The sequence below is a fragment of the Halomonas sp. LES1 genome (genome assembly GCF_031846005.1).
Classification (GTDB): Bacteria; Pseudomonadota; Gammaproteobacteria; order Pseudomonadales; family Halomonadaceae; genus Halomonas.
In genome coordinates, this window is sequence record NZ_JAVRGC010000002.1 from 147,105 (window position 1) to 159,588 (window position 12,484).

The 12,484-nt window shown below is 65.2% G+C and carries 8 protein-coding genes; 5 read left to right on the forward strand and 3 right to left on the reverse strand.

The annotated features are described in order from the left end of the window. Positions 1-95 precede the first annotated feature (95 nt). On the forward strand, positions 96-4,934 hold the full coding sequence (locus tag RM463_RS04900) for an NAD-glutamate dehydrogenase (RefSeq protein WP_311429215.1): 4,839 nt from the start codon (positions 96-98) through the stop codon (positions 4,932-4,934). Between the two features lie 100 nt (positions 4,935-5,034). Here the strand turns inward: RM463_RS04900 and mgtE are convergent, their stop codons facing one another. After that, positions 5,035-6,387: a magnesium transporter gene (gene mgtE, locus RM463_RS04905; RefSeq protein ID WP_311429216.1), complete on the reverse strand. Its 1,353-nt coding sequence runs from the start codon at positions 6,385-6,387 to the stop codon at positions 5,035-5,037. 173 nt (positions 6,388-6,560) lie between these two features. Here mgtE and RM463_RS04910 point away from each other — a divergent pair, with 173 nt between their 5' ends. Next, a complete protein-coding gene (locus tag RM463_RS04910; RefSeq protein ID WP_311429217.1) occupies positions 6,561-7,577 on the forward strand; it encodes a quinone-dependent dihydroorotate dehydrogenase in 1,017 nt (338 codons plus the stop codon). 129 nt (positions 7,578-7,706) lie between these two features. Here the strand turns inward: RM463_RS04910 and rmf are convergent, their stop codons facing one another. Beyond that, positions 7,707-7,913, reverse strand: a complete 207-nt coding sequence (rmf, locus tag RM463_RS04915; RefSeq protein ID WP_132042248.1) for a ribosome modulation factor — start codon at positions 7,911-7,913, stop codon at positions 7,707-7,709. Between the two features lie 243 nt (positions 7,914-8,156). Here rmf and rlmKL point away from each other — a divergent pair, with 243 nt between their 5' ends. Beyond that, complete coding sequence (rlmKL, locus tag RM463_RS04920; RefSeq protein WP_311429218.1) at positions 8,157-10,355, forward strand: bifunctional 23S rRNA (guanine(2069)-N(7))-methyltransferase RlmK/23S rRNA (guanine(2445)-N(2))-methyltransferase RlmL; 2,199 nt, start codon at positions 8,157-8,159, stop codon at positions 10,353-10,355. Then, the gene (locus RM463_RS04925; RefSeq protein ID WP_311429219.1) at positions 10,352-10,699 is read left to right on the forward strand and encodes a glutaredoxin family protein; all 348 of its coding nucleotides are present in this window, start codon (positions 10,352-10,354) and stop codon (positions 10,697-10,699) included. The genes rlmKL and RM463_RS04925 overlap by 4 nt, the downstream gene beginning before the upstream one ends. Positions 10,700-10,798: 99 nt before the next feature. Here the strand turns inward: RM463_RS04925 and RM463_RS04930 are convergent, their stop codons facing one another. Next, on the reverse strand, positions 10,799-11,077 hold the full coding sequence (locus RM463_RS04930) for a hypothetical protein (protein ID WP_195689488.1): 279 nt from the start codon (positions 11,075-11,077) through the stop codon (positions 10,799-10,801). Positions 11,078-11,168: 91 nt separating this feature from the next. Here RM463_RS04930 and pdxB point away from each other — a divergent pair, with 91 nt between their 5' ends. Then, positions 11,169-12,353, forward strand: coding sequence for a 4-phosphoerythronate dehydrogenase PdxB (gene pdxB / locus RM463_RS04935; RefSeq protein ID WP_311429220.1), 1,185 nt, complete (start codon positions 11,169-11,171; stop codon positions 12,351-12,353). Positions 12,354-12,484: the final 131 nt, after the last annotated feature.

A 12,484-nucleotide genomic window follows, 5' to 3' on the forward strand; every position in this document is an offset into this window, starting at 1 on the left:
CTCGGGGTGTCGCGTAAGCTGACGACAGGGCCCCACCGGGGTCGTGTCGAACACTTCCCGGCCGCAGGAGCGGCCGTCGGTAGCCGAGGTGATGGATGCAGCACGTTGCGAATGACGAAGCCAGACAGGACCTGCTAAAGCAGCTTGATGAGCGCCTGAACGCCAAGCTGGATGCCGCCAAGGCGGAGGCCGTGGGGGCCTTCGCCAAATATTTCTATGCCGCGATTCCGCTGGATGACCTTGAGGACCGTCGGCTCGATGATATCTACGGCGCGACCCTCTCGATGTGGCACTTCCTGCTGCAGTTCGACCCGGCCGACCCCAAGGTACGGGTCTTCAATCCGGACTTCGAGGAGCATGGCTGGCAGTCGCCGCACACCTTCGTGGCGGTGCTGCACGAGGATATGCCCTTCCTGGTCGACTCGGTGCGCATCGAGCTCAATCGCCGTGGCATGACCGTGCACGCCATCCATAATGCCGTGCTGGCGACGGAGCGGGATCGCGGCCACCGCCTGGTGTCGGTAACCTCTCCCAAGGACAGCGCGGCCCCGGCCCAGCGCGAGTCGCTGATCGTTATCGAGATCGACCGCCACTCCGATAGCGAGGAGCTGCAGGAGATGCAGGCCAGCCTCGAGGAGGTGCTGGTCGATGTGCGCACCGCGGTGGCCGACTTCGATCCGATGCGTGCCAAGGTCGAGGAGGCGCTGTCGGAGCTGCGTACCTGCTGCCCGCCGCAGACGGATCCGGACGATCATGCCGAGGCGATCACCTTTCTGGAGTGGATGCTCGAGGACAACTTCACCTTCCTGGGCTATGACACCTACTCGGTGAAGGGGACGGCGGACAAGGAGACCTTCGAGAAGGAGAAGGGGAGCGAGCTCGGCGTCTTTCGTCTCGACCAGCCACGCTACCGGGAGCGTATCCGCACCGAGCTTGGCATCGAGAATGGCCACTACGTGCTGGTGCCGGAGCTGCTGACCTTCTCCAAGAGCGCCCACCACGCCAGGATTCATCGTCCCACCTATCCCGACTATATCTCCATCGATCGCTATGACGAGCAGGGGCGCCTGATCGGTGAGCATCGCTTCCTGGGGCTGTTCACGGCCAGCGTCTACAACGAGTCGCCGCGCAACGTGCCGATCCTGCGTCGCAAGCTCAAGGCGGTGATGGAGATCGCCGGCTTCAACCCCAAGGGGCACAACGGCAAGCAGCTGTTGCAGATCCTCGAGGTCTACCCCCGCGACGATCTCTTCCAGATCGATACCGAGGAGCTGGCGCAGACGGCGCTGGGGATCCTCAGCATTCGCGAGCGCCGTCGCGTCCGGTTGTTCGTGCGCGAGGACCTTCCCGGCCGCTTCTACTCCTGCCTGATCTTCGTCCCTCGGGATGTGTTCTCCACCGAGCTGCGTCTGCGCATTCAGGAGATGCTGTGCGAGGAGCTCGACGCCACCTTCGGCGATTTCAACACCTATCTCTCCGAGTCGGTGCTGGCACGCATCCAGTTTATCCTGCGCTTCAAGGGCGATCGTCCGGTCGAGTACGAGATCAAGCGTCTCGAGGCCAAGCTGGCCAAGCTGGCGCGCAACTGGCGTGATGATCTGCACAACGCCTGTATCGATGGTTTCGGCGAGGAGCAGGCCAATCGCCTGATGAGCCGATTCCGCGATGCCTTCCCGGCCAGCTATCGCGACGACTTCAGCGCGCGTACCGCCGTCTATGATCTGCACCATATCGGTGAGCTCGACGAGGGACAGCCACTGGCGCTGTCGCTTTACCGGCTGGTGGAGGAGGAGGGCAGCGGGGTCAATCTCAAGCTGTTCCATCGCGACGCCCCGATTCCGCTCTCCGATGTGCTGCCGATGATGGAGAACCTGGGCCTCAGGGTGCTCGGTGAGCGCCCCTACGAGATCGGCGCCCGGGATGCCAGCTACTGGATCCATGACTTCAACCTCGAGCATCACACCAGCACCGAGGTCAACCTCCAGGAGATGCGCGAACCCTTCTGTGAGGCCTTTCAGCGTATCTGGGCGGGAGAGACGGATAACGACGCCTTCAACCGCCTGATCATCGGCGCCAACCTCGACTGGCGTGAGGTGGCGATGCTGCGGGCCTATGCCCGCTACCTCAAGCAGATCCGCTTCGGGGTCTCTCAGGACTACATGGCCAATACCCTGGCCAGCTATCCGGAGATCACCCGCGAGCTGGTGACGCTGTTCGAGCTGCGCTTCGACCCCGCCGACCGTCCCGGCGAGGGCGAAGAGGAGGCCTGCGTGGAGCGCATTCAGCGGCTTCTCGACGATGTGGCCAGTCTCAATGATGACCAGCTGCTGCGTCGTTACATGGAGCTGATTCTGGCCACCCTGCGCACCAACTACTATCAGCGACGCGAGGATGGTGGCGTCAAGGACTATATCGCCGTCAAGCTTGAGCCCTCGAAGGTCACCGGCATGCCCAAGCCGCGTCCCGCCTTCGAAATCTTCGTCTGCTCGCCGCGGGTCGAGGGGGTACACCTGCGCGGTGGCAAGGTGGCGCGGGGCGGACTGCGCTGGTCGGACCGCCACGAGGACTTCCGCACCGAGGTGCTGGGGCTGGTCAAGGCCCAGCAGGTCAAGAACTCGGTGATCGTGCCGGTGGGCGCCAAGGGCGGGTTTGTCTGCAAGCGGCTGCCCGAGGGCGACCGCGAGGCCTTCCAGCGCGAAGGGGTCGAGTGCTACAAGACCTTTATCCGGGCGCTGCTCGATGTGACCGACAATCTCAAGGGCGGTGACGTCGTGCCACCGCGTGACGTAGTGCGTCATGACGCCGATGACGCCTACATGGTGGTGGCCGCCGACAAGGGAACCGCCACCTTCTCGGATATCGCCAACGAGATCTCCGCCGAGTATGACCACTGGCTGGGGGATGCCTTCGCCTCCGGCGGTGCCAATGGCTACGATCACAAGAAGATGGGGATCACCGCCAGAGGGGCCTGGGAGTCGGTCAAGCGCCACTTCCGAGGCCTGGGCGTGAATACCCAGGAGGACGAGTTCAGCGTGGTGGGCATCGGCGACATGGGCGGCGATGTCTTCGGCAACGGCATGCTGCTGTCGGACAGGATCCGGTTGGTGGGCGCCTTCAACCACCTGCATATCTTCGTCGACCCCGAGCCCGACGCGGCGGCCACCTTCGCCGAGCGCAAGCGCCTGTTCGAGATGCCGCGTTCCAGCTGGGCAGACTTCGATGCCTCGCTGATCTCCGAGGGGGGCGGGGTCTTCAAGCGCAGCGCCAAGTCGATCCCCATCTCCAGGCAGATGAAGTCACGGTTCGGCATCCGTGAGGAGAGGCTCTCCCCCAACGAGCTGATCAGCGCCATGCTCAAGTCCGAGGTGGATCTGATCTGGAACGGTGGTATCGGCACCTACGTCAAGGGTAGTGACGAGACCGATGCCCAGGTGGGCGACAAGGCGAACGATGGCCTGCGGATCGATGGCCGTGAGCTCAACTGCCGAGTCGTGGGCGAGGGCGGTAACCTCGGCATGACCCAGCGTGGTCGCATGGAGGCCGCCGCCCGGGGCGTGCGCATCAATACCGACTTCATCGACAACGCCGGCGGGGTCAACTGCTCCGACCACGAGGTCAATATCAAGATCCTGATCGATGAGGTGGTCAAGCGCGGCGACATGACCGAGAAGCAGCGCAATCAGCTGCTCGCCGACATGACCGGCGAGGTCAGTGAGCTGGTACTGCTCGGCAACTACCGCCAGACCCAGGCGCTCGACCTCGCCGAATTGCTTTCGAAGCAGGGCGTGGGCCCCTTCCGGCGCTTTATCAGCGAACTGGAGGCCACCGGACAGCTCGATCGTGAGCTGGAGTTCCTGCCCGCCGACGAGGAGCTTCAGGAGCGGGCCGCCAATCAGCAGGGCATGCTGCTGCCCGAGCTGGCGATGCTGATCTCCTATGCCAAGAGTGTGCTCAAGGATGACCTTATCGTCTCCGATCTTCCCGACGATCCGGTCATCGAGCGCTATGTCGAGCGCATCTTCCCGCGGGTACTGGTGGAGCGCTATCGCGACGAGATGTACGAGCACCGCCTCAAGCGCGAGATCGTTGCCACCCAGCTGGCCAACGACCTGGTCGACCACATGGGTGTCGTCTTCGTGCGTCGGCTGATCGACTCCACCGGGGCCGGCCGTGCCGAGATCGCCCGTGCCTACGTCATCGCGCGAGAAGTGTTCGGGCTGGACGAGACCTGGTCGCAGATCGAGGCGCTGGACAACCGGGTACCCAGCGGCGTGCAGTACGCCATGATGCTCGACCTGATGCGACTGATCCGTCGCGCGACGCGCTGGTTGCTGCGCAGTCGTACCGGCCTCGATACTCGCCAGTGCATCGACTTCTTCGCGCCGCGCCTGGTGGCGATCCGCGAGGGCATCGGTGAACGCCTCAGCGGCGAGGAGCGAGAGTCCTGGGAGGCGCGTCGAGACGAGCTGATGGAGGCCGGAGTGCCGGAATCCCTGGCGGCCAATGTGGCCGCCGCCGGCAGCCTCTATGCCGGGCTTGGCATCATCCAGGCCGCCCGCCAGACCGACGTGGCACCCGAGCAGGTGGCCGAGATCTTCTATGCAATCGGCAACCGTCTGCAACTCCCCTGGATGATCCGCCGGATCACCGAGCTGAAGGTGCGGGACAGCTGGCAGGCCCAGGCCCGCGAGACCTTCCGTGACGATATCGACCGCCAGCAGCTGGCGTTGACCGTCAGTGTGCTGCATATGGAGGAGGGAGCCGATGATCCCTCTGCCCGGGTCGAGCAGTGGCTCGAGCGGCACGATGCCATGCATGCGCGCTGGTGCCGCCTGCTCGAGCAGGTAGGCAGCGGCGGACAGGGCGGCTTCCCGCTGTTTGCCGTGGCGGTCCGCGAGCTGGTGGATCTGGCCGAGAGCAGCCGCGCGGCTTGAGCCATTCCACCCACCGCAACCAAGAGACCCCGCCTTCAGGCGGGGTCTCTCGTTATGGCGGGGCGAGCAGAGGCGGCAGGGCCTTAAGAAGAGAGTGAGTCTAGAGCAGGAAATAGGTGGCCAGGCCCAGAAAGGACATGAAGCCCACCACATCGGTCACCGTGGTCAGAATCACCGAGCCGGACAGCGCCGGGTCGATACCGACACGCTTGAGCAGCAGCGGGACGAGAATGCCGGCGATACCCGCCGCCAGCATGTTGATCGTCAGGGCGGCGGCGATGATCACGCTGATGGCGACACTCTTGAACCACAGCAGTGCCAGTACCGCCACGACCAGGGCCCAGAGCAAGCCGTTGAGGATGGCGATGCCGACCTCCTTGCGCAGCAGCCAGGCGCTGTTGGTAGTGCTGATCTGTCCCAGGGCCAGGCCGCGTATGGCCAGGGTCAGGGTCTGGCTGCCGGCGATGCCGCCCATGCTGGCGACGATCGGCATCAATACCGCCAGGGCGACGATCTGTTCCAGGGCATCCTCGAAGCGCCCGATCACCCAGGCGGCCAGGAAGGCGGTGAGCAGATTGATGCCCAGCCAGACGGCACGACGCTTGGCGCTGGGCAGCACGGGGGCGAACAGGTCCTCCTCCTCGTCGAGGCCGGCCATGTTCATCAGCGCCTGTTCGGAATCCTCGCGGATGACGTCGACGATATCGTCGATGACGATGCGGCCGAGCAGCAGGCTCGACTCATCCACCACGGGCGCCGAGGAGAGGTCGTGGGTCTGGAACAGGGTGGCCACGTCACGCGACTTCATATCGACCCGGATGCTGTCCACCTCATGGTCCATCAGGTCGGCCACCGCCATCTCGGGCGGATGGCTGATCAGGCGTGCCATCGGCAGGGTGCCCTGGAACAGGCCGTCACGGTCGACCACCATCAACAGGTGGGTGTTGTCGGGAATCGACTCCTTCCAGCGCAGGAAGCGGCACACCGTCTCCAGGCTGACATCGCTGCGCACCGCGATGGTGTCGGTGCGCATCAGCCGACCAGCGCTGTCCTCCTCGAAGGAGAGGGTCTCCTCCAGGCGTTCGCGCTGCAGGGCGTCCATGGAGCGCAGCATGTCCTCGGCCACCTGCTGGGGCAGATCCTCGAAGATCTCCGCCAGGTCCGTGGTGTCCATGCTGGTAGCAGCGGCCACGATCTCCTCGTGGTCCATATCATCGAGCAGGGTGCTGCGCACCTCATCATGGACGTGCAGCAGCACTTCGCCGTCGACCTCCCCCGGAACTCGTTTCCAGAGCTGGATACGGGCCACCGGCGGCAGCGACTCCAGCAGCAGGGCAATCTCGGCGGGCTCCAGATCGGCCAGCACGGCGTCGACGGCGTCGAGGCGGTTCTCCCCCAGGGCGCGATGGATCCGGGACAGGCGGTGTTCGAGGGTTTCGGTGGTGTCGGCCATGTCAGTCTCCCTGGCTCCTCGGCGGTGTGGCAGTGATGCCCCATCCCCCGGTATGTCTTGGCGGCCTACAGTAGATCACAAAATTGGTGCTGGCTGTCGGCTGTGACGTCGTTTCTGGCGGAAGGCACTGCTATACTCTCGCCCGCTCGCGACCACCACCCGCCGGAGACGCCATGTATTCCCTCGCTCGTTCGCTGCTCTTTCGCCTGGACGCCGAAACCGCCCATGGCGTGGCCTTGAAGGGGCTGGATCTGGCCGGTCGCCTGGGAGTGGCGGCACGCCTGGGGGGCGAGCGGGTGGAGGACCCGGTGGAGCTGATGGGGCTGCGCTTCCCCAACCGGGTCGGCCTGGCCGCCGGGCTCGACAAGAACGCGGATCATCTCGATGCCCTGGGCGCGCTGGGCTTCGGCTTCGTGGAGGTGGGGACCGTAACGCCCCGGCCACAGTCCGGCAATCCGCGGCCACGGCTGTTTCGCCTGCCGGAGGCGGGCGCCATCATCAATCGCATGGGGTTCAACAACGCGGGGGTCGACCATCTGGTGGCCAGGGTCCGGGCCAGTCGCTTCGACGGCGTGATCGGCATCAATATCGGCAAGAACCTGACGACCCCGGTCGAGCGGGCGGTAGATGACTACCTGGCATGCCTGGAGAAGGTGCACCCTCACGCCCACTACATCACCGTGAACATCTCCTCGCCCAACACCCCCGGGCTGCGTAACCTGCAGTTCGGTGACCACCTCGATGGTCTGCTGTCGGCGCTACGCGAGGCGGGTTCGCGTCTCGATCGCGACAGCGGGCGCCGGGTGCCCCTGGCGGTGAAGATCGCGCCGGACATGGATGCCGACGAGGTGGGGCTGGTCTCCCAGTGTCTGGCGGCGAATGAAATCGACGGGGTGATTGCCACCAATACCACCGTCTCGCGGGAGGCCGTCGAGGGGCTGGCCCATGCCGACGAACAGGGGGGGCTCTCGGGGCGGCCGGTATTCGAGTCCTCCAGTCGCGTTATCCGCGAGCTTCGCCGCCGTCTTCCCGAGATGCCGATCATCGGGGTGGGTGGCATCGACAGCGGCGAGGCGGCGGTGGCCAAGCGTGAGGCCGGCGCCGATCTGGTACAGCTCTATTCGGGGTTCATCTACCGCGGCCCGGCGCTGGTGGCGGAGTGCAGCCGAGCCTTGCGTGAAACGCGCTGAGAGAAAGGTGTGCTGGATAGAGGTGTGCTGGATAGAAGTATGCTGGATAGAGGTGCACGGAACGCAAAAAGCCCACGGCTCGCCGCGGGCTTGAGGAAGCGTGAATCTCGCTTGATTCAGGTTTCGGGTTCACACCACCATGGGGTTCTTGTGGATGCCGGAAATACCGGTCATGCCGTCCCATTGATCCCCACGACCTTCACGCCAACCGCTCATCCAGTATTCACGAAGATTGACGTCCTGACTGGGACAGTCATCACGGGAGCGTCCTGAGACACCTGCCTTGTAGCCATGCGTATAGGCACGCTGGAAGCGATCACGTTTCTGTCGTTTCATTGGACTACCTCTTGATAAGGTATCTAACTGGCTCGGGAGTGACTCGTGCCGAGCCGTAACAGGCCTCGAGCCCAGTAATGTGAAGGGGCGGACTCGATGACAGCAAACGCATGCGTGTTCTTCGTAGCTACTGCCCTATAGATAGCGCAACTCGCTCCGCGTTGTCGACCAACGATTTGTAACAACTCGTTCACCTGCCTGACATGGTGCACATTTACCCTTCTGCCTCCGCGGTGATTGCCGATGAATCCGACTCCATCCGACCCTTCCCTTGATCTACAGGTAACCTGCCCCCGTGGCCTCGAGGAACTGCTGAGCGAGGAGCTGGAAGCCCTCGGTGCCGTGCCCGTCAAGAGCACGGTGGGGGCGGTAAGTGCGCGAGCCGATCGGGTCACCGCCTATCGGGTCTGCCTGTGGTCACGCCTCGCCAACCGGGTGATCCTGTGTCTGGTTCGCGATGAGGGCATCGCCACGCCCGAGCAGCTTCGAGAGGCGATAGCTGCGATTCCCTGGGAGGCGCACCTGCCCCTCTCCGCCAGCCTGGCGGTGGACTTCCATGGTCGCAGCGAGGCGATCCGTCATACCCGCTTCGGCGCCCAGACGGTGAAGGATGGTGTGGTGGATCGCCTGCAGGCCCGAGGCCTCCCGCGTCCTTCGGTGGACCTCAAGCAGCCCGACCTGCGCTGCTACGCCAATCTGCATCGCGGTCGCCTGGTGGTGGGCATCGACCTCTCGGGCGTGAGTCTTCATCGTCGTGGCTATCGCCGCGATGTCGGTCATGCGCCGCTCAAGGAGAACCTGGCCGCGGCACTGCTGTTGCGTGCCGGCTGGCCCGAGCTGGCTCGCCAGGGCGCCCCGCTGGTGGACCCACTGTGTGGTGCCGGGACCCTGTTGATCGAGGCGGCCATGATGGCGGCCGATATGGCCCCCGGTCTGGCGCGTGACCGCTTCGGCTTTCACGGTTGGGCGGGCCATGACGAGGCGGGCTGGCGAGAACTCAGGCGCGAGGCCGAGGCGCGGGCGAGCATCGGCCGCAAGCGCTGTCGCTCGCGATTCTACGGCTTCGACCAGAGCCCGGCGGCGCTTGCCGCCGCCAAGGCCAATGCCATGCGTGCCGGCATCCCGGCGCTGATCGAGCTTCGCGGCGCGGGGCTCGGCGAGCTGGCGAGTCCCCAGGGCCTTGCGGAGGCGTCGCCGGGGCTATTGATCACCAACCCACCCTATGGCGAGCGCCTCGGCGAGCTGCCCGAGCTGGTGACCCTCTATGCCCGGCTGGGCGAGAGGGTGCGCGACGCCTTTCCTGGCTGGCAGCTGGCGGTTTTCACCGCTAACCCCGATCTCGGCCATCGCATCGGCCTGCGCGCCCACAAGCAGTACGCACTGCGCAATGGCCCCCTGGAGGCCAAGCTGCTGCTGATGGCGGTGCCCGAACGGCAGGATGGGCAGGCGGCGGCTACGCCGGCGCGCTCGCAAGGGGCGCAGATGTTCGCCAATCGGTTGGAGAAGAATCGCCGGCGCCTGAAGAAGTGGCTGAAGAAGAGCGGCGAGAGCTGCTACCGCCTCTATGATGCCGATATGCCCGAGTATGCGATGGCGGTGGACGTCTACGCCGACTGGGTGCATGTGCAGGAGTATGCCGCACCGAAGTCGGTGGATGTCGACCAGGCCCAGAAGCGGCTGTTCGAGGCATTGGCGGTGATCCCCGAGGTGCTCGAGGTGGCCCCCACGCGGGTGGTGGTCAAGCGGCGGCAGCGTCAGAGCGGGCGTGCCCAGTATGAGAAGCAGGCCGCCACCGGCGAGCGTTTCGAGGTTCGGGAAGGGCCGGCCAGGCTGTGGATCAACCTGCGCGACTACCTGGACACCGGTCTGTTCCTCGACCACCGCCCGGTTCGCCGGATGCTTGGCGAGATGGCGGCGGGCAGGCGCTTCCTCAACCTCTTCTGCTACACCGGGGCCGCCACCGTGCAGGCGGCGCTGGGCAACGGGGAGGCAGGCGGTGCCACGGAGAGCGTCAGTGTCGATCTCTCCAACACCTACCTGCAGTGGGCGCGGGACAACTTCGCCCTCAACCGCCTCGACCCGGGGCGGCATCGCGTGGTGCGCGAGGATTGCCTGCGCTGGCTCGAGCGTGCCAATGCCGAGTTCGATCTGATCTTCATGGATCCGCCCACCTTTTCCAACTCCAAGAAGATGGAGGAGACCCTGGATATCCAGCGCGACCATGGCCGGCTGGTTCGCCTGGCCATGGCGCGCCTGGCGCCGGGTGGGACGCTGGTGTTCTCCAACAACCAGCGCCGCTTCAAGCTGGATGCCGATCTGGTCGAGCACTACGCGGTGAAGGAGATCTCGGGGCAGACCTTCGACCCCGACTTCGTGCGCAACCCCGATCTGCACCATGTCTTCCTGATCCGTCATCGAGGGGACGGGGAGGCTTCGGCATGATCCAGCTGACCCTCTATACGACGCTGGGGTGTCATCTCTGCCAGCAGCTGGAGGGGCTGCTGGCACAGTTATCTCGTGAGCCGGTGGGGCTCGAGCGAGTCGAGATCAGCGAGGATGATCTCCTGCTGGCTCGCTACGGGGTGCGCATTCCGGTGCTGGTGGATGCCGCAGGCAACGAGCTCGACCGCGGCTTCGAGCCGGAGCGCCTGGCGTCCTGGCTCGAGGCGCGCGGCTGGCTGGATGATGAGGCCTGGCAGGCGCTGCGTCGCCGGCTGAATGGTGAGGACGAGGCACCGGAAACGTGTGGTGCGATAGTGCGCGGTGGGCGGCGCTATCTGAGCTAAGCCGGCTTGAGCTTGAAGAGCGTCGCTTCGCTCCTGGAAGCGAGAAGCTCGAAGAAGGGGCTTGAGACCTTGGTGGGCCGACTCATGCTGCCTTCCAGCTTACGTCTCGAGTAGGGATAGCTGGCTCATCGCTTCTCGTCCCTCGGGGCTGTGATCCTCCACTTCCAGCACCTTGCGAAAGCCCCGTGATGCCTGGATGGTGGCCTCATCGGCCAGCCACATCAGGGTCTGCTCGCGGTCATCGGCCAGCTGGTGCTTCAGCCCGCCGAACTGGGTGCCGATCTGCCCCCAGGCGCGGCTGAAGATCCAGTCGCCAAACATGTCCTGGTGGATATGCACCAGGACATAGTCATGGTCGGTTTCCCAGCGAATGATCATCGAAGCTCCCGAGCTGCTCTGTGCCGGCCTGGACGGCGAGGTGATAAGGTAGGGCGTATTGTAATGCCTTGTCGGAGCTGGACAACGTCTTATGAAGATACTCGTCGATGCCAATGTGCCTGCCGCACAGACGTGCCTCGCGGCACTGGGTGAGGTGGTGCGCCTGCCGGGCCGCGAGATCGATGCCGCGTCCCTGCGGGATATCGATGCCCTGGTGGTTCGCTCCATCACGCGGGTCGACGAGTCGCTGCTCGCCGAGGCATCACGCTTGCGCTTCGTGGGCACCTGCACCATCGGGACCGATCATGTCGATACCCGGCTGCTGGCCGAGCGCGGCATCACCTTCGCCAGCGCCCCGGGCTGCAACGCCGAGGCGGTGGTCGACTACGTGCTGATCAGCCTGCTGACGCTTGCCGAGCGGCAGGGCTGGCGGCTTGCCGAGCGCCGGGTTGGCGTCGTCGGAGCCGGCAATGTAGGCGGGCGGCTGCTGGCGCGTCTCTCGGCCATGGGCGTTGACTGTCTGGCCTGCGACCCGCCCCGGGTCGAGGCGGAGCGTGCCGGGAGGGTGGGTGCCGAGGACGAGGCGTTGGCCGGCTTCGTGAGTCTGGATACCCTGATCGACGAATGCGACGTGTTCTGCCTGCACACCCCTCTGGTTCGTCAGGGTCCCCATGCCACCCACCATCTGCTGGATGCCGAGCGCATCGCCGCCCTGGCACCGGGGTCGTTGCTGCTCAACGCCGGGCGCGGTGATTGTGTCGATGGCCAGTCACTGCGCGCCCGCCTGAGCGGAAAGGGAGATATCAGCGCGATTCTCGATGTCTTCGAGAATGAACCGGGCGTCGACGCCTCGCTGGCCGACCTTGCCGAAGTCGCCACACCGCATATTGCCGGCTACAGCCTCGACGGCAAGCTGCGCGGCACCCACCAGGTCACTCGTGCGCTGTGTCGCGCCTTCGGCCTGCCGTGCCGGGTAACACTGGAGGAGCTGCTGCCGACGCCACCGCTGCGCTCCCTCACGCTTGGTGAAGGGCTCGAGAAGGAGGAGGCGCTGAGCCTTGCCATGCGCGCCGTCTACGACCCGCGCCGTGACCATGACTCCCTGAGGCGCGCTAGCCGCCGGCAGGGCATGGCCAGAGGCTTCGATGCCTGTCGCGCGAACTATCCCCTACGCCGGGAATTCGCCACCCTGGAGGTGGCCCTGGCCGAAGAGGATCGGCACCTGGCCACACTGCTGGCGGGGGCGGGGTTTCGTGTGGGGCGCCGGCTTGAGTGACAGGACGATTTTCGCCTCGTAACGCAGAGGGCCCGCCATTGGCGGGCCCTCTGGTTTTTTGCATTGGGGAAGCTTACTGACGGTAGGCGGCCTCCTTGAGGGCGCGGATGTGGCCGGTACAGAGAGCAGGG